Annotated in this window: 16 protein-coding genes; 4 read left to right on the top strand and 12 right to left on the bottom strand. The window is 62.7% G+C overall.

Annotation, left to right across the window (positions count from 1 at the left end; translation table 11 throughout):
- Positions 1-8 precede the first annotated feature (8 nt).
- A complete protein-coding gene (locus AC3WVQ_RS21215) occupies positions 9-2,273 on the top strand; it encodes a glycoside hydrolase family 2 protein (protein WP_404524468.1) in 2,265 nt (754 codons plus the stop codon).
- Positions 2,270-3,352, top strand: coding sequence for an ABC transporter ATP-binding protein (locus AC3WVQ_RS21210; protein WP_492382958.1), 1,083 nt, complete (start codon positions 2,270-2,272; stop codon positions 3,350-3,352). The genes AC3WVQ_RS21215 and AC3WVQ_RS21210 overlap by 4 nt, the downstream gene beginning before the upstream one ends.
- 57 nt (positions 3,353-3,409) lie before the next feature.
- Here the strand turns inward: AC3WVQ_RS21210 and AC3WVQ_RS21205 are convergent, their stop codons facing one another.
- The 3 genes from AC3WVQ_RS21205 to AC3WVQ_RS21195 all read right to left on the bottom strand — a co-directional run bounded on the left by AC3WVQ_RS21205 (position 3,410) and on the right by AC3WVQ_RS21195 (position 6,127).
- Positions 3,410-4,261 (bottom strand): alpha/beta fold hydrolase, encoded by an 852-nt coding sequence (locus AC3WVQ_RS21205; RefSeq protein WP_113135825.1) that lies wholly within the window; start codon positions 4,259-4,261, stop codon positions 3,410-3,412.
- Positions 4,262-4,410: 149 nt separating this feature from the next.
- Positions 4,411-5,304, bottom strand: coding sequence for a LysR substrate-binding domain-containing protein (locus tag AC3WVQ_RS21200; RefSeq protein ID WP_162733032.1), 894 nt, complete (start codon positions 5,302-5,304; stop codon positions 4,411-4,413).
- Between the two features lie 7 nt (positions 5,305-5,311).
- Positions 5,312-6,127 carry an SDR family NAD(P)-dependent oxidoreductase gene (locus AC3WVQ_RS21195; RefSeq protein ID WP_113135823.1) on the bottom strand — a complete coding sequence of 272 codons (816 nt, stop codon included), beginning with the start codon at positions 6,125-6,127 and terminating at the stop codon, positions 5,312-5,314.
- 198 nt (positions 6,128-6,325) lie between these two features.
- Here AC3WVQ_RS21195 and AC3WVQ_RS21190 point away from each other — a divergent pair, with 198 nt between their 5' ends.
- Both AC3WVQ_RS21190 and AC3WVQ_RS21185 read left to right on the top strand, forming a co-directional pair.
- Complete coding sequence (locus tag AC3WVQ_RS21190) at positions 6,326-7,492, top strand: serine hydrolase domain-containing protein (protein WP_404524472.1); 1,167 nt, start codon at positions 6,326-6,328, stop codon at positions 7,490-7,492.
- 2 nt (positions 7,493-7,494) lie between these two features.
- Positions 7,495-8,343, top strand: a complete 849-nt coding sequence (locus tag AC3WVQ_RS21185; protein ID WP_113135821.1) for an arylamine N-acetyltransferase family protein — start codon at positions 7,495-7,497, stop codon at positions 8,341-8,343.
- Between the two features lie 14 nt (positions 8,344-8,357).
- On the opposite strand, the gene AC3WVQ_RS21180 is transcribed toward AC3WVQ_RS21185, so the two are convergent.
- The 9 genes from AC3WVQ_RS21180 to AC3WVQ_RS21140 form a co-directional block, all read right to left on the bottom strand.
- Positions 8,358-8,708 carry a DUF488 domain-containing protein gene (locus AC3WVQ_RS21180; protein WP_060585677.1) on the bottom strand — a complete coding sequence of 117 codons (351 nt, stop codon included), beginning with the start codon at positions 8,706-8,708 and terminating at the stop codon, positions 8,358-8,360.
- 102 nt (positions 8,709-8,810) lie between these two features.
- Positions 8,811-9,548 (bottom strand): 7-carboxy-7-deazaguanine synthase QueE, encoded by a 738-nt coding sequence (gene queE, locus AC3WVQ_RS21175; RefSeq protein WP_440657426.1) that lies wholly within the window; start codon positions 9,546-9,548, stop codon positions 8,811-8,813.
- On the bottom strand, positions 9,545-9,901 hold the full coding sequence (gene queD, locus AC3WVQ_RS21170) for a 6-carboxytetrahydropterin synthase QueD (protein WP_113135820.1): 357 nt from the start codon (positions 9,899-9,901) through the stop codon (positions 9,545-9,547). The genes queE and queD overlap by 4 nt, the downstream gene beginning before the upstream one ends.
- The gene (gene queC / locus AC3WVQ_RS21165; RefSeq protein WP_113135819.1) at positions 9,901-10,611 is read right to left on the bottom strand and encodes a 7-cyano-7-deazaguanine synthase QueC; all 711 of its coding nucleotides are present in this window, start codon (positions 10,609-10,611) and stop codon (positions 9,901-9,903) included. The genes queD and queC overlap by 1 nt, the downstream gene beginning before the upstream one ends.
- Positions 10,612-10,846: 235 nt before the next feature.
- Positions 10,847-11,980, bottom strand: a complete 1,134-nt coding sequence (locus AC3WVQ_RS21160; RefSeq protein WP_113135818.1) for a YdcF family protein — start codon at positions 11,978-11,980, stop codon at positions 10,847-10,849.
- A gap of 679 nt (positions 11,981-12,659) precedes the next feature.
- Positions 12,660-13,016, bottom strand: a complete 357-nt coding sequence (locus AC3WVQ_RS21155) for an SPW repeat protein (protein ID WP_034789629.1) — start codon at positions 13,014-13,016, stop codon at positions 12,660-12,662.
- A gap of 207 nt (positions 13,017-13,223) precedes the next feature.
- A complete protein-coding gene (gene ggt / locus AC3WVQ_RS21150) occupies positions 13,224-14,963 on the bottom strand; it encodes a gamma-glutamyltransferase (protein WP_113135817.1) in 1,740 nt (579 codons plus the stop codon).
- Between the two features lie 242 nt (positions 14,964-15,205).
- Positions 15,206-16,819: a GMC family oxidoreductase gene (locus AC3WVQ_RS21145; protein WP_060519375.1), complete on the bottom strand. Its 1,614-nt coding sequence runs from the start codon at positions 16,817-16,819 to the stop codon at positions 15,206-15,208.
- A gap of 21 nt (positions 16,820-16,840) precedes the next feature.
- Positions 16,841-18,058: a mandelate racemase/muconate lactonizing enzyme family protein gene (locus tag AC3WVQ_RS21140; RefSeq protein ID WP_034789633.1), complete on the bottom strand. Its 1,218-nt coding sequence runs from the start codon at positions 18,056-18,058 to the stop codon at positions 16,841-16,843.
- Between the last annotated feature and the right edge of the window lie 5 nt (positions 18,059-18,063).

Below are 18,063 nucleotides of genomic sequence, written 5' to 3'. Positions count from 1 at the left end.
GAATGATCATGCGTTCTGTTACCTCTTTCAACGATACCTGGATTTTCTCCGAAGGCTTCGATACGGCGAGCGCTGGCCGCCTGCAGGCAGGCAAATCGGTCAGCCTGCCGCACAATGCGGTGGAATTGCCGTTCAACTATTTCGACGAGGCATCCTATCAGCGCGCCTTCACCTATCAGAAGGTGCTTACCTGGCGTCGCGAGTTCCACGGCCGCGAGGTCTCGCTCGTGTTCGACGCCGCCATGGCCGACGCCGTCGTCTATCTCAACGGCGAGGAGATCATCGCCCACAAGGACGGTTACACGCCCTTTGAAGCAAGACTGACGGATAAGCTGCGGGAAGGCGACAACCTGATCACGGTCAAGATCGACGGCAGCGAAAACCCTGAGATCCCGCCCTTCGGCGGCCGCATCGACTATCTCACCTATGCCGGCATCTATCGCGACGTCTGGTTGAAGGTCACCGATGCCGTTTCGATCGCCAATCTCAAGATCGAAACCCGCGATGCGCTCAGCGATGCCAAGTCCGTCTCGATCCGCTGCGATCTCGGCAATCCGCAAGGCGTCAACTTTGCCGGCACGGTCACGGCACTCCTCAAGGACGCGAACGGCAAGGTGCTGGCGGAAGCAGCCGGTGAAAGCCGCGGCGAGAGCGTCACCCTTGAGATCACGGGCCTGAAGGGCCTCTTGCTCTGGGATATCGACAGCCCCGTTCTCTATGAAGTGGAAGCGCAGCTGCGCAGCGATCGCGGCAGCGACCGGCTGTCGTCACGCTTCGGCTTCCGCACCGCCGAGTTCACCACGGATGGTTTCAAGCTCAACGGACGGCCGCTGAAAATCCGCGGCCTCAACCGCCATCAGGCTTTCCCCTATGTCGGCTACGCCATGGGCCGCACGGCGCAGGAGCGCGATGCCGAGATCCTGAAGAACACGCTGCATTGCAACCTCGTGCGCACCTCGCATTATCCGCAATCCAAGTGGTTCCTCGACCATTGCGACCGCATCGGCCTGCTCGTCTTCGAGGAAATCCCCGGCTGGCAGCATATCGGCGGCGAGGGCTGGAAACAGGAGGCGATCCAAAACGTCCGCCGCATGATCGAGCGCGACTGGAACCACCCGTCGATCATCATCTGGGGCGTACGCATCAACGAATCCCAGGACTCGCATGATTTCTACGTCGAGACCAACCGGCTCGCACGCGAACTCGACCCCACGCGCCAGACCGGCGGCGTGCGCTACATTACCGACAGCGAATACCTCGAAGACGTCTACACCATGAACGACTTTATCCTCGGCAACGAGGAACTGCCGGGCGCAAACCGCCCGCGCACGGCGCTACGTCCGCAGCAGGAATGCACCGGGCTCACCCGCAAGGTGCCCTATCTCATCACCGAATTCGGCGGCCACATGTTTCCGACGAAGATCTACGACCAGGAGCAACGGCAGGCAGAGCATGTGCGCCGGCACCTGGAAGTGCTGAACGCGGCCTATGGCGACCCAAGCATTTCAGGCGCCGTCGGCTGGTGCATGTTCGACTACAACACCCACAAGGACTTCGGCTCCGGCGACCGGATCTGCTATCACGGTGTCATGGACATGTTCCGCCAGCCGAAATTCGCGGCCCATGTCTATGCCAGCCAATGTGAACCGTCGGAGGGCGTGGTGATGAAGCCGGTCACCTTCTGGGCACGCGGCGAGCGCAACATCGGCGGCGTGCTGCCCTTGATCGTGCTCACCAACTGCGACGAGGTCGAGCTGAAATACGGATCGCTCGTCAAGCGCGTCGGTCCCGACCGCGAGAACTTCCCGCATCTGCCGCACCCGCCCGTCGTCATCGACCATCGCCACTTCACCAAGGACGAACTCGGCGTCTGGGGCATGAAGTGGGATGACGCAGCCTTCACCGGCTTTATCGACGGCGAGCCCGTCGCCAACCTCCGCATGGTCGCCGATCCGGTGCCGACGGCGCTGGAAGTCGTCCCCGACAGCACGGCGCTTCGGGCCGAAGGGCGCGACAGCGTGCGGGTGATCGTGCGCGCGCTCGATCAGGCCGGCAACATCCTGCCCTTCCTCAATGACGCGGTCGACGTGACAGTCACCGGCCCTGCCCGCCTGCTCGGCCCCGATCGCCTGATCTTCCAGGGCGGTTCGACCGGCTTCTGGCTGGAAACGACGGGTGCTGCCGGCGGCATCGCCGTCGCGGTGACCTCGACGCGGCTTGGAACCGTGAGGCTGGAGCTTTCGGCGGTGTCGGACGAGGCGGCGGCTGCATGAGCGAACTCCAACTTAAGCACGTCAGAAAGTCCTATGGCAACTTCGAGGTCATCAAGGGTGTAGACCTCGACATCAAGACCGGTGAGTTCGTCGTCTTCGTCGGGCCATCCGGCTGCGGCAAGTCGACCCTGCTTCGGATGATCGCCGGACTGGAGGAGATCTCGTCAGGTGATCTCACGATCGGCGGCGAGCGCATGAACGATGTCGATCCGTCGAAACGAGGCATCGCCATGGTGTTCCAGTCCTATGCGCTCTACCCGCATATGACGGTTCGGGAGAACATGGGTTTCGCGCTGCGATTTGCCGGCGAGCCGAAGGCCGAGATCGCACAACGCGTCGGCGAAGCGGCGAACATCCTGGAACTCGGGCCGCTGCTCGACCGCAAGCCGAAACAGCTTTCGGGCGGCCAGCGCCAGCGCGTGGCGATCGGCCGGGCGATCGTGCGGCACCCGAAGATCTTTCTCTTCGACGAGCCGCTCTCGAACCTCGATGCGGAACTGCGCGTGCACATGCGTATCGAGATCGCCAGGCTGCACAAGAAGCTTGCGACGACAATCATCTACGTCACCCACGATCAGGTCGAGGCGATGACGCTTGCCGACAAGATCGTCGTCATGCGCGGCGGCGTGGTCGAGCAGGTCGGCTCGCCGCTCGACCTCTACGACGATCCGGCCAATCTCTTCGTCGCCGGTTTCATCGGTTCGCCGAAGATGAACTTTTTGAAGGGGATCGTCGAAACAAACGCGGGCGGGGAGAGACATGTCCGCCTGGCGGATTTCGGCAATGCGACGCTGCCGATTGCGGTCAAGGACGTAACGCCCGGCAGCACCGTGACCATTGGCATTCGCCCCGAGCATTTCGGCGACAGCGGCTCGGCGAGCCTCGATTTGACGATCGACATGCTGGAGCATCTGGGCGGCGAGACCTTTGCCTATGCCCGGCACGGCGACGGCGACGGCGAACTGATCATCATCGAAACAAAAAACGGCCGCGGCCTGAAGTCCGGCGACAGCATCGCCGCCCGTTTCGAACCCACAGCCGCTCTGGTGTTCGACGCAGACGGCAGGCGCCTGCGCTAGAAGCTATCCACCATAGGAGGGCGGCGCCACCTGCGAAGATGGCGCCGTTCGTTGTTGTCACGGGAACATGCCCTTCGGTGTCTCACCCTTCAGAAAGGGCTCGATGAAAGCCTCCAACAGTTCCGTCTGGTTGATGACGGCGGTGTGCGACGTCGCCGGCAGGATCGCGAGCCGCGAAGGCGACAGCGGCTTTCCCATGTCGCCCATGGCGCCGCCACCAAGCAGGCGGAACAGTGCCACCGTGTGCTCCAACGTCGCCACATCGGCATCGCCGGCGACGACGAGAACCGGGGTCTTCAGTGCCTTGACATCCGGCTCCCAGGCCATCGGTTCTTTTTCGAGCTGGATCAGCTTCTTGACCAGATCGGGAAACCCATCCGGATTGGCAGCAAGCTTGCGGTAGTCTTCGGCAAAGGGCATGCCGACGAACATCTCGACAGTCATCTGCGGGATGAATGCTTTGAATTCCGGCTGCCAGCCCTCGGCATCGTAGCCGACGGACGCGGCGGCTAGCTTGTTCACCTTGTCCGGATGGCGGATCGCCAGCTGCAGGCCGGCAGCCGCACCCATCGAGTAGCCGAAGACATCGGCCTTCTCCAGCTTCACCGCATCCATGAAGGCGGCGACGTCGTCGGCGAGGTTCGGATAGGTGATCGGGCGATCGATATCGGTGGTGCGGCCATGGCCCTGGAACTCGATTGCATAGACCTTGTGGGTCTCGGCCAGCTTCGGGATGATCGCACCCATCGAGGGAATGTTCATGTAGGCGCCGTGCAGCACGACGAGCGGCTCGCCCTCGCCCGAGACTTCGTAATACATCTTCATGCCGTTGACTTCGACGGTCTCAGCCTCGGCAAAGGCAGTGCCGGACATGAGCAGGGCGCCAGCGATCAAAGCGGTACGAAACATTCTCAATCTCCTTGTTGTCAGCGCGGTTGAGCACCGCCTTCGAGATTAAGACGCATGACGTCGTCATCTCCCGACATCGACAGCCAAGAAAATTTCGCGCATTCGTTGCAGTGCCCAGCAAACGCGTCGCGCCTTGGTCCGCCGGCGCTTCAGCCTGACGGGTTGAGGCTCACCCGCAGGGGCGCGAACTGCGATACGGCAAAATCCATGAGCTTTCGCACCCGCGGCAATTCACGTAATTCCGGGTGAACACCGAGCTTCAGCGGCAGAACCGGCGCGGCAACGCCGAGGTCAAGGGCCACAAGGCCATTCCGGCCGGCGGCGATAAAGTGCGGCAGCGTGGCAAGTGCCTGTCCGGTCTCAACCGCACTCAATTGCGAGCGGATCGAATTCGTGCGCAGCAGCACTCTCGCCTCCGGCAAAAGATCTTTCAGCCAGGTCGAGAGCGATACCCGCACAGGCACCTCCACCAGCTCGACAATCGTCTGGTTCCTGCCTTCGCCCGCAACATCCGGATGGCCGAAACAATCAAGGTAGGCCTCTGTTGCAAACAGGCCGTAGGCGACATCGGCAACCTTGCGCTCGACGATATCGTTTTGGTCGAAACTGCCGAAACGCAAGGCGATGTCTGCGTCCCGCCTGGACAGGTTGAAGCGCCGGCCATCGTTCAAAAGGTGAATGCTGACGCCGGGATGCATTGCTGCAAACTTGGTCAGGATCGGCGCCAAGAGGTAGTCTCCGATCCAGTCGAGGCTGGTCACGGTGATGGTGCCTTCAAGTGCGTCGTCCTGCACCGCAAGGCGCCGCTCCACCGCAAGCGCGTTCGCCTCCATGTGCTCGAGCGCAGAAAGGATGGAGAGGCACACGGCGGTCGGCACGAGGCCGCCCGGTTGCCGCTCGAACAGTGTTTTGCGCGTCTTCTGCTCAAAAGCCTCGAGGCGACGGCTGAGCGTCGGTTGCGTGGTGCCCATCGCACGGGCGGCTGCACTCAGCGAGCCGTGGCGGAACAAGTACTGAACAAGATGGAGTTCTTCCCAGTCCACAGGCACCTCAGGGTTCAGCCGGCCGAGGCGGCTCGCCTCGACGGTAATTCATAGGCACTTTCGTGCCCGCCGTCATGCCCCCGTCGATCGGCAGCACCACGCCGGTGATGTAACTCGCCGCATCGGAACAGAGCCAGAGCACGCCGGCGGCCACCTCCTCCACCCGGCCAAGCCGCCGCATCGGCGTCGAAAGTGCTGCGTGCCGCTGGATGTCCGCGCCGGCGGCCTCGAGATGGTGGGTGAGGATCGGCCCGGGCGCAACGACATTGATCCGGATGCCCTGGTCGGCATAGTCCAGCGCCGCCGCCTTGCTCAGCCCGATGATCCCGGCCTTCGCACCGACATAGGCGGAAAGCCCGGAGGTGCCGTTGATGCCGGCAACCGACGCCATGTTGACGATCGCACCGCCACCGCCCCTCGCCATCGCCTCGATCTGGTAACGCATGCCGAGAAAGGTGCCGCGAATGTTGGTGCGGATGCCGCGATCGAACCCTTCGATATCGAGATCGGCAAGCGGGGCCGGCATGGTTCCATCCGTCGCATTGTTGAAGGCGGCGTCGAGCCGGCCATAGTGCTGCATCACACTTGCAAGCGCCTGCTTCATAGCACTCTCGTCGCCGACATCGGCAGCGATCGCCAGTGCGTCGCCGCCCGCCTGGCGGATGGAAACCGCCAACGCCTCGACCGCCGGCTGCGAGCGGGAAAGAAGGACAACGGATGCGCCGGCCTGCGCAAAGGCGCGGGCGGTGGCCGCGCCGATACCCTTGCTGGCGCCTGCGACTAAGGCGACTTTGCCTGCAAATCCCAGATTGTTTGTGTTCATCAACCCGACTCCATCTGACGTTGTCGCACCGTTTTTAGCGCCGGACGACGACGGCTGCCTCGTGCAGGCGCGTATGCCTCCCATACGGGAACAGACGATCGACTTTCGCTGCGAACGGGCTTTGCCTTTGTCCGGGAGCCCGAATTTCGCCCTGAAGCGTCGACCGGGCCGCAGTTTCGAGAAGCACAGGAGACGATCATGGATGCGACAAGACAAGGAAGATCGCAGCGCAGAACGCGGCTGAAGGCCGAACTCGACCGGGTGATTGCGGAAGCCCTGGATGAACAGCGCATCGTCGGCACAGTCGTCGAGATCCTTATCGACGGCGAGCCCGGCTACCGACATGCCGCCGGGCTTGCGCACCGCGAGGCCGACCGGCCGATGACCGAGGACAGCATCTTCCTGCTCTCCTCGGTCGCAAAGCCGATCGTCACGGTCGCCGCTCTCAACCTGGTGCAAAGGGGCACCATCGGTCTCGACGATATCGTGTCGGAATGGCTGCCCGCGTTCAGGCCGCAGCTGCCGGACGGCAGCGAGCCTCGGATAACCATCCGCCAACTCCTGACGCACAGTGCCGGTTTGAGCTACGTGTTCATGGAGCGAGGCGACGGCCCTTATCGCCGGCACGCCATCAGCAGCGGCCTCGACGACACCGACGATGATCTCACCGCCCTCATCGGCAAGCTCACCGCCATTCCGTTATCCTATCCGCCCGGACACGGCTGGGGCTATTCGATGAGCCTCGACGTGCTTGGCGCCGTTATCGAAGAGGCGACGGGATCAAAGCTGCCGGAGGCGATTGCTACGCTCGTCACACGCCCGATGGGGATGAACGACACCGCCTTTTCCGTGACCGATAAACGCAAGCTCGTGGTCCACTATGGCGATGCCTCGCCGCGGCCACGGCGGCTCGTTGGCGACGACGCGGTCCCCTTCTTTGGCAATCCCGTACGCCTCTCGCCCGGCCGGATCTTCAATCCTCGAGCCTTTCCCTCCGGAGGAGCCGGCATGGCAGGCACGGCCGGCGACGTGATCCGCCTTCTCGAAAGCCTCAGGACCGGACACTCGCCGGTGCTCGACGCCGCCAGCACCCGCTCGATGTTCGACATTCAGGCAAGGACGGGCGGATTGGCCGCCGGCGCCGGGTGGGAGTTCGGTTTCGGCGGCGCCGTGCTTGTCGAACCCGAGATGGCGGGAACACCGCAGTCGCGCGGCACGCTGCAATGGGACGGCGCCTACGGGCACAAGTGGTTCATCGACCCGGCCCGCGGCCTGACAGTCGTTGCGCTCACCAACACCGCTTTTGAGGGCATGAACGGACGCTTCCCGGACGATCTTCGCGACGCCATCTATCGGAGCCTCTAGCCATGCGGAACGCCCCATTTCCCGTCGACCTCGGCCGCTACTTCGCCCGCATCGGTCATGTCGGGCCGCTCTCGCCCGATCTCACAACGCTTGGCAGGATCGTCGCCCGCCATGCCGCGTCGATCCCCTTCGAGGCCATCGACGTGCTTCTCGGCCGTCGGATCGACCTTTCGCCGGCGGCGGTCGACGCCAAGCTCATCGACCGCCGGCGTGGCGGCTATTGCTTCGAGCAGAACAGCCTGTTGCAGCGCGTGCTCACGTCGCTCGGCTACCGGGTGGATCCCTTGATTGCCCGCGTCCTGTGGATGCGCGCCCCGGGTGCGCCGCCGCCGGCCTGGTCGCACATGGCGCTCCGCGTCTTCGTGAACGATGTCGGCTATCTGGTCGATGTCGGCTTCGGCAGTTGCGTGCCGACCGCGCCGCTGCGTTTCGACCGGACCACGCCGCAACCGACGCCGCATGAGCCGTTCCGTCTCAGCCGAACGCTCGATGGCTACGTGCTGGAGGCATTACTTGGTCGTGACTGGGTACCGGTCTACGAGGTATCGCCGAGCATTTGTGGAGAGGACGCGTATCGGATCGCAAACATCGCGACATACACGGATCCGCATTCGCTTTTCCGACAGACCCTGCTGGTGACGTTGACCACCGAGGAGACACGTAACATCCTGCTTGGAAACCGGCTGACGATCCGTGACAGGAACGGCACCGTGACGCGCCAAGAATTCGATGCACCGGCAATCGAATCTGCCCTTATCAACGTCTTCGGATTACCCCTCGACGGCGACTGGCGCCGGGTCGCTGCGCGCCGGCGGCGCATTCGAGGCATCCATTCCAACGACATGACGTGAACCCGGCGCCTCGTCTATCGATGGGTGAGGATGTAGCCTTTGAGGATCTCCGCATGATTGCGGGCCTCATCCTTCACGCTGTAAAGCAAAGTCACCGGGCCCTCAGCAATGCGCTGTCGCAACAGGTCAACTGCCTCCGGATTGCCGTCGAGCTCGGCAAGGTAGCGCTCGCGAAACTCTTCCCACGTACCTTCATCCGCATGGAACCAGCGGCGCAGCTCCGTGGTCGGCGCTATGTCCTTCAGCCAGAGATCGACCGCGGCTTCCGCCTTGGTCAAACCGCGCGGCCAGAGGCGATCGACGAGGACGCGCATCCCGTCGCCATCGGCCTTCGGCTCATAGACACGTTTCGTCTTCAGCTGCATGAACGCCCCTCATTGGTCTTGATTTGAGGACCATAGCTGCCGCCGATTGGCGATCCAAGCGCGAAGGCGCTTGCCGGCAAGCGGTAAAGGGGCGCCTGCCGCCTACACCCCGCGCCTGTTGCCCCAGAGCAGGACGTGCAGCTGCGGCAGGACGCGGGCCTCGAACCAACGATCTTCCGTCACCTTGCCGACAAGCCAGAGCATGCGATCGATGATGCCGTCGATGTCGACTTTGGCGTCGTCGTCGTCAGGGGGTGGAGGCGTATGGTTGCCAGGCTGCAGGTAGAGCGGCAGATGGGGGTACCGGGCCGCCGTATCCCGGGCATAGGCATAGTCGCGCTCGTCGAAAACGACGATCTTCAGCGCCACCTGCGGCCCATCCGCTGCCATTCGAAGACAGTCGTCGAAGGCCCGCCAGTCCGTTTCCATGCCGCTCGACGGCGGCTTCGGGCTCAGCACCAGCGCGTCGAGGTCCGCAAACCAGTCCTTGGCGATGCTGCCCTGCGTTTCCAGCGCGAAGCGATAGCCATCGGCTTTCCCGCGGGCGATCAGGGGCGCCAGCGGCTGGATCGCCGGATTGCCGCCGGAAAGCGAGACCGTCAGCGGCTTGCCACCGGAGAGCGTGACGACCTCGCTCCAGATCTCTTCGACGCCCATCGGCCGCCATTGGTCGCGATACTCGCTGTCGACCGCGTGCAGCGTGTCGCACCAACTGCAGCGATAGTCGCAGCCGCCGGTTCGCACGAACACGGTCGGAAGCCCGATCAGGATGCCCTCGCCCTGGATCGTCGGCCCGAAGATTTCGCTGACACGGATGCGCGTTTCGCCGGGCCCGCTCATGGCCGGTATTCTGCCCAGGTCTTCGGCGTCTCGCTGACACGCACGGCGGAGGTTTCCGGCAGCCTCGCCTTGCACCAGTCGTAAAAGTGCTTCGCCAGACATTCGGCCGTCACCCGGTCGTGGCCGAGAACGTCGTTCAGATGGCGGTGATCGAAACTCTCGTCGATGTAGCGCTTCAGTGGCGAAAGCTCGTGATAGTCGCGCACGAAGCCGTGCTCGTTGAGCTCCGCGCCGGCAAGCTCGACTTCGACGATGTAGTTGTGGCCGTGTAGTCGCGCACATTGATGCTCGGCCGGCAGGCTCTTCAACTGATGCGAGGCGGAGAAATGGAATTCCTTGGTGATCCGGAACATCACTTCACCTCCTCGGCCGCAAAGGCCGATGTCGCCGCCACCCAGAAATCCGGATCTTCGTAGTCGGTCGGATCCGCAACGCCGGCCAGATGGAAGGCCTCGCGCCGCTCGACGCAGGTGCCGCAGCGCCCGCAATGGAGCGCGCCGCCCTTGTAGCAGGACCAGGTCGCTTCGAAGGGCGTCTGGTGGCTCGCGCCGTCGGTGACGATATCCGCCTTCGAAATCGTCACATAGGGCGCGTAGAGCGTGACGTCGGCGTAGCCGTCGAGCGCGTGGTTCTGCATCGCCTGAAACGCGTCGATGAAACCGGGACGGCAGTCGGGATAGATGAAATGGTCGCCGCCATGCACGGCGACGGCCACCGCATCCGCCTTCTGCGCCGCTGCCAACCCGAAGCCGATGGCGAGCATGATGGCGTTGCGGTTCGGAACCACCGTCGCTTTCATCGTTTCCTCGGCGTAGTGGCCGTCGGGCACGTCGACATCGTCCGTCAATGCCGATCCGGTGAGATGGGCGCCGATCGCGCTGATGTCGATGACCTGATGCGGAACGCCGAGCCGCTTGGCACAGGCGGCGGCAAAGTCCAGCTCCTTGCGGTGTCGCTGGCCGTAATCGAAGGAGAGCAGGCCAATGAGTTCGTGTTCGGCTGCGACCTTGTGGGCAAGCGATACCGAGTCCAATCCGCCGGAGCAGATGACGATTGTCTTCATGATAGGTGTCCTTGTTTTGACCGGGTAGGCTGCGACCGGATTACGGCGCGCCTTCTAGGGCAAAGCAGGACGGATGGGAAGCATTATGTTGAAGTGCGGGAGTACGCAGCCTCTTCCTGCGTGCCATACACGCGACCGGCGCATTCTCAAACTGAGCCAGAAACGCACGCGTCCCACCCTTAAGTGCAAGGGTGGGACGCGCAAGCATCAGGCGCTTTCGGGGATGTTCCGATGACTACTGCTGCAGCCCCGGATAGGCCCATACGCCCGAAACACGCATCAGATCACGGTAAATGACCAACCGCTCGTCCGCCCCGATCTTTGCCGCTTCATCCTGGGTTGGCGCGTCCAGTGCATTCAGCGGCACCACTGCCGATGGCAGGTCGCGCTGCTTCAAGGCATCCTCCATGACCGTGCGCGCGCGGCGCATGTGGCTCGAACTGGTCACCAGGATTACCGTGTCGGCCTGATGCCGCACCAGGAGATTGGCGGCATTGATCACATTGCCGATCGTATCTTTCGACTTGTCCTCAATCATGATGCGATCGCGACTGATACCCTTGTTGACCAGCCACTTGGACATGACGTCACCTTCCGTAACGCCATTTTTCGGCACGCCGCCACTCACCATGACGAGCGCTGTCGGGTTGGCCTCGGCGACCTTCAACGTCACCTCGAGACGATCGAGCAAGGTTTGCTGCGCCTTGCCGTCATCGGCGAGCGCGTAGCCCAGCGCGACGATCACGACTTTGCCTGGCACAGTCGGGACGTCGAAGTTCGGCTTTTCAGCCATGATCTGTTCTGCGCGAACAAACCGCTTGCGATACTCTTCCGCTTTCTCGCGATCGAGACCGGCCAGAGCCTGGTGGGCAAGCGCCGCGCCGGTCTCATCGCCACGGATGCGGGCAATTGCCTCAAGCCAGCTTTGCGCATCAAAAGCGGTCGGGTCCTTGCTGAGGATGCTCTGGAAGGTCGCCTGCGCGTCGTCGAGCTTCTTCTGGATGATCTGGGTCGCAGCAACGGCATATTGGAAATCCAACCGCTCAGGCGCGAGCGTCGACGCTTCCTTGAAGGCTTCCTCCACGACATCATATTTGCCATGCAGCGTAATGCCCTTGAAGACTTCGGCTTCCGCCTTTTTGACGTCGCCGCCCGACCAGTAATACTGCATGCCGGTGTCGACCAGCTGTTTTATACGGGCAGCGTTTGCCTGGTCGAAGGCGCCGGCTGGAACCGCTGAAATGAGACACGCTGTCGCTGTCAACAGTCCAAGGAGGCGGCGCCGTGCGCTACCCGCCTTCACCGAACGCGGGGTGCCCGATGCTGTCACGGTCGACCCCAACGGGGCAAAAATGGAACTCGGCTTCATTTAAATCTCCCAGTTTTCCGGTTGCCCGCCGGCTTGCTCGCCCTCGGGCCGATAGCGTTCCGTATTCACTTCCGATTTGGCCCATCTCCTTGCGGCCAGTATTAGAAATACCAAAACATGACCACCTGTCCAGATCGCGGCGGCGCAACTATCCGTAATGGCGACTGAAGCCGGAATAATTCGTGTTACATTTCTTACAGATAGCGCATACAAGTTGCGTTCACGTTCCGAAACAGTCGCTGATTGGCGTTATATTGGTATTATCCAATTGCACGCCATCGCCCGCGCAGCGTGCGTGCGCAATCGCTGAATGACCAGGATGTCATGAACATTGGCTTGCCGGCAGTGATTTCCATGGTTCGGCAAGAGCAAAGCCTGCTTCAACGATCTCGCTGCCGATGGGTAGCCGAAAACCTACCCCGGCGCTCGGGAGTTCGTGGCGGTCGTTGCGCGCCGTGCTGTCGAAGACACCGTAAGGTGAATCCATGCGCTGGCCCGTTTGGATTGTTCGAAGGGATCTGACCTTTGAACTCACGCAAATCCGAAGAGGACAGTTCCGCACGGTTTTTCAGATTTCGCTCTCGATCCGGCCAGCCGCAAACGCAAAATTGCAGCGAATGATGCAAACTGATTGCGGCCCGGCGCTGCGGCGCCGGGCCGCAATCTTCTCTACTCATCGTCATGCATGTGCATGCGGATGCTGCCGTTCGTCCCAGACGGCCCAGATCGCGAGCGCGGTCACCAACACCCCAAGGACGACATGCGTCCACATGGGGTTGGGACTGGTCGAGAAACCGAGCAGCCAGGGTGAAGCGATCAGCCAGAGCCCGACGATGAGGCTTGCCCATTCTTCCCATTCCGCAAACATGGCAAGCGTCGCGATAGCCAGAACGCCGAGCACGACGCCGGCGCCCCAAGCGTTCCAGGCCGGAACGCTTTCGACAACGAAACCCATGATCCAGGGGGAGACGAACAGGCAGACGGCAAGAACCAGATTGATCCAGTCCTGTGCTTTCTTTCCTTCCATCAGTGCCATGACAACCTCCACGAATGAAGCTTGGCCAAAGCGTACGATCGCGTGCGGTCGCACGCTCTGAAAACATAATAAATTCAACCGGAACCGCTTTCAAATCTTTTTCGCGTGAGCACGCGGTGGTCGCATGCGCGAAATCAGGCGGCGAACTGACGATCCGCCGCTCTGAATGGGTGTCGAGGGCGCAGCTTTGCGCCGATTCGCGTGCGTCTAGTAACCGCGCGCAGCACCCGCGCCGATGCGGCTGTCGACTGCGCCATTGTAGCGGGCGCCGCCGCCGGCCTCGATGTCCGAAAGGCTCTCGCCGCCGACGAGGATGCCGGTCGCCTGTCCCCAGATCGTCCAGCTTTCATCGATCTGGACATTGTGGCCCATGGCCGACAGCAGCTTGCGGGTATCTGGCGAGAGCGCATAGGGCTCCATGAACACCTTGTCCGGCAGCCACTGGTGATGGACGCGCGGCGCGTCGACCGCTTCCTGGATGTTCATGCCGTGGTCGATGACGTTGAGTATCGCTTCGAGCGTGATGGTGATGATGCGTGCACCGCCGGGGCTGCCGATCACCATGAAGGGCTTGCCGTCCTTGGAGATGATCGTCGGGCTCATCGATGACAGCGGCGTCTTTCCGGGCGCGATCGCATTGGCCTCGCCCTGCACCAGACCGTAGAGATTGGGCACGCCTGGCTTGGCGGTGAAATCATCCATCTCGTTGTTGAGCAGGATGCCGGTTCCGGGCGCCACGACGCCGGCGCCGAAGGAGCCGTTCAGCGTATAGGTGACGGCAACCGCATTGCCCTCGTCGTCGATGATCGAATAGTGCGTCGTCTCCTTGCTTTCGCCGAAACCCTTGGGGATCAGCGTGGCGGAAACGCCGGCGCGGAACGGATCGATCTTGTCGCGGATGTCCTTGGCATAGGCCTTGTCGGTAAGCTTGGCGACGGGGTTCTCGACGAAATCAGGATCGCCGAGCGACGTGTTGCGGTCGACATAGGCGTGGCGCATGGCCTCGATCATCACATGCACGGTGTCGGCGGCGCCATAGCCCATGTAGGAAATGGGGTAGCCTTCGAGAACGTTGAGGATTTCGCAGATGATCACGCCACCGGAGGATGGCGGCGGCGAGGAGACGATGTCATAGCCGCGGTAGTTGCACTTGACCGGCTCCAGTTCGCGCACGGCGTAGCGCTCGAAATCTGCCTTGACGAGCACGCCGCCTTTCTCCGCGCTCGCCTTGACGATCTGGTCGGCGATCGCGCCCTTGTAGAAGGCGTCGGTGCCCTTCTCGGCGATGCTCGAAAGCGATGCGGCAAGATCGGCCTGGATCAGCTTCTCGCCGGCGACGAACGGCTTGCCGTCCTTCAGGAAGATCGCGGCCGCGGCCGGGTCCTTGGCGAGCCTGTCCGTCTCGCCCTCGAAGGAATCGATATCGCCCTGCTCCAGCACGAAGCCGTCTTTGGCAAGCGCGATCGCCGGAGCGATCAATTCGGCAAGCGGCTTGGTGCCATAGCGGCTGCGCGCCATTTCGAAGCCCATGACCGGACCGGGAACGCCGACGGCGAGATAGCCCTCGGTACTCAGGCCATCGACGACATTGCCCTTGGCGTCGAGATACATGGTCTTGGTCGCAGCTTGAGGCGCCCGCTCGCGGAAATCGAGGAACGTCGTCTTGCCGTCCTTAAAGCGGATGGTCATGAAACCGCCGCCGCCGATATTGCCGGCGGTCGGATAGGTGACGGCAAGCGCATAGCCGACGGCAACGGCTGCATCCACGGCATTGCCACCGCTTTTCAGCACGGCAACACCGATATCGGATGCCAGGTGCTGGGCGGTGACCACCATGCCGTGCTCCGCCTTCACGGGCTCGGGTGAAGCCGCCTGCACCGCCCAGGGCGTCAGGCTCGATGCAAAGAGCAACGTAATCGACAGGGTCTTCAAGCGGAAACTCGGCATGCGTCTCTCCCTCGCAGGCTCGCGGCGCATTGCCAGATTTCAATGACCGTGGTCTCGCCGCGTCGAGCGCGGTGGCAACGATCGTTCGGTAGGGGCAAGCACCTGATATGGACGGCTATGAAGTGCGGGAAGTATAGTCACGCTCAATCGACGATGGCAAATCACGCCTGACGTTCAACGACACCCCTACGCCTGACCGGCCACTGCGTCGGGTCCCCCAGTCGACAGAAAAGCCGTGCCGCTCAGGCGGCATCGGCAAGGATCAGATCGGCACCTTTCTCCGCAACCATCATCGTCGGCGCGTTGATGTTGCCCGCGGTGATGTTGGGGAAGATCGAGGCGTCGACGACGCGGAGACCGGGCACGCCGTGAACCTTCAGGCGGCTGTCGACCACCGAACTCTCCTGCTCCGGCCCCATCGCGCAGGTGCCGCAAAGATGGTAGATCGAGCCGGAGTTTTCGCGGAAATAGTCCATCAGCGCTTCGTCGCTTTCCACGCGCGGCGCCGGCGAAATCTCTTCCGCCGTCAACGATGAGAGTGCCGAGGCCGACGCGATCCGGCGGACTAGCCGGCTTCCCTGCAGCACTTCGTCGATGTCGCGATCGGTCGTCAGGTAGTTCGGCCGGATCAGCGGTTTCACCGAGGGGTCGCCGGACGCAATCGAGATGCTGCCGCGGCTCGTCGGCCGGCAGGAATTGAAGCAGATCAGGTAGCCGGGATAGGGCTCCGGCTTCAGCCCGGCCTTCGGATCCGTCGGGATGCGGTAGGAGAGCGGGTTGAAATAGAGCTGGATGTTCGGCCGCTCTTCGTCGGGCCGGCCGCGGAAGAAACCGCCCGCCTGGTTGACGCTCATCGAGAACGGTCCTTTGCCGGTCAAGAGATACTGCAGACCGAGACGCATCTGGCCGAACAGACTGCCGAACTCGTCGTTGAGCGTCGGGATCGTCGCGCGATAATAGAAGCTGGCGCAGAGATGATCCTGCAGGTTCAAGCCGACCGACGGCAGATGCCGGCGCGTTTCGACCCCGAGCAACGACAGCTGCTTGCCGTCGCCAATGCCCGAGACCTGCAGCAGCTGCGGGCTACCGACCGCACCGGCGGCCAGGATGACCTCGCGCCCCGCCGTGAAGCGACGCCGCGTCCCATTCTGGATGACATCGACACCGGTCACGCGTCCGTCTTCGCCGAAGACCAGCTTTTCTGCCTGCGCGTAGCGTTCGATCGTGAGATTGGGACGCTTGAGGGCGGGCCTCAGATACTCCGCGCTCGAATGCGAGCGGCGGCCGTTGTTGGTGTTGACGTCGTAGACGCCGGCGCCCTCGATCGAGGCGCCGTTGAAATCCTCGTTCAGCGGCAGCTGCAACGATCCGCAGCTTTCGAGGAAAGCGTCGGTGATCGGGTGCGTCATGCCGCGCATCGGGGTGATGTGGATCGGGCCTTCGCCGCCGTGCCATTCGGACGATCCGCGCGCATGGGTTTCGAGCCGGCGGAAATAGGGCAGGACATCGTCATAGCCCCAGCCCGTATTGCCGGCGTTTTTCCAGTCGTCGAAGTCGTCGCGCGCGCCGCGCACATAGATCATCGCATTGATCGAGCCGGATCCGCCCTGGACCTTGCCACGCGGCACGTAGATGCTGCGATCCTGAAGCTCGGCCTCCGGCTCGCTCGAATACATCCAGTTGACCTGGGGATTGTAGTAGCTGCGGGCGTAGCCGACCGGGATCTTGAACCAGAAGGAATTGTCGTTGCCGCCAGCCTCGATCAAAAGCACCCTGTGGCGACCATTTTCGCTGAGCCGGCTCGCAAGAATGCAGCCGGCCGACCCGGCGCCGACAATGATGTAGTCGTAGATCATCTGCATGTCCTATCGTCGGAGTTATCCGCGTGCCGGCGCGAAGGCCTTCACGTCCGCCGGCCGGCTGTCCATCTGCAGGTGCAGGCGCTCGCCGGTGTACGGCGTGTGCTTTTCGACGACGTCCATGTTGAGCTCGATGCCAAGGCCAGGCTCGCGCGACGGGATGATGTAGCCATCCTCGACGGCGAGCTTGGTCTTCAGCACATCCGCATGAAATCCGCTGAAATCGAGGATCGCCTCATGGATGAGGAAGTTCGGCGACGCAGCTGACAGCTGGATACTGGCCGCAGCCCCGACCGGGCCGTTATAGAGATGCGGGGCGATCTGGGCGTAATAGGCTTCTGCCATGCCGGCGATCTTCTTCGCTTCGAGAAGCCCGCCGACGCGTGCGACGTTCATCTGCAGGATCGAGGCAGCCTTCAGTTCGAGGACGCGCTGGAACTCGTACTTGGTCGTCAGGCGCTCGCCGGTCGAAATCGGGATCGAGGTCGCGCGCGCCACCTCTGCCATCGCCGCTTCCTGTCCGGGAGGAACCGGTTCTTCGAACCAGAGCGGGTCGTATTTTTCGAGACGCCGCGCCAGCCGGATCGCCGAGGACGGCACCATCTGGCCGTGCGTGCCGAAGAGCAGATCGGCGCTGCTTCCAACGGCGTCGCGGATCTTGCGGCAGAATTCCTCCGAGCGGTCCATCACGCCGAGCGAAAGCTGGTGGCCGGAATAGTTGGTGTAGGGACCGGCCGGGTCGAACTTGACGGCGGTGAAGCCCATTTCGACCATTTCGACGGCGCATCCGGCGGCGAGATCCGGATCGTTGAAGTCGAACTCTCCAGCCGCGTTCTTCGGGTAGAGATAGGTGTAGGCGCGGAGCTTCTCGTGCACGGTGCCGCCGAGCAGGTCCGCGACGGGCCGGCCGGCGGCCTTGCCGATGATATCCCAGCAGGCGATTTCGAGACCCGAGACGATACCCATCATCGTCGGGTCCGGGCGCTGGGTGAAGCCGCTCGAATAGGCCGAGCGCCAGAAGCGCTCGATCTGGTGCGGATCATGGCCGAGCAGATGCCGCTCGAAGACGTCTTCGATCAGCGGCGTCAGCGCCTTTGGATGGAACGAGGTCGCGTAGATCTCGCCGATGCCCTCGATGCCGCAGGCGGTCGTGAGGCGCACGAAGATCCAGTACATTCCGCCCACATGCGGCGGCGGGACGGCGACGGCATAGGTCTTGAGAGACGCGATCTTCATTTGTG

Source organism: Ensifer sp. EB106-05-01-XG146 (assembly GCF_058791875.1).
This window is presented reverse-complemented; position numbering and strand designations above follow the sequence as displayed.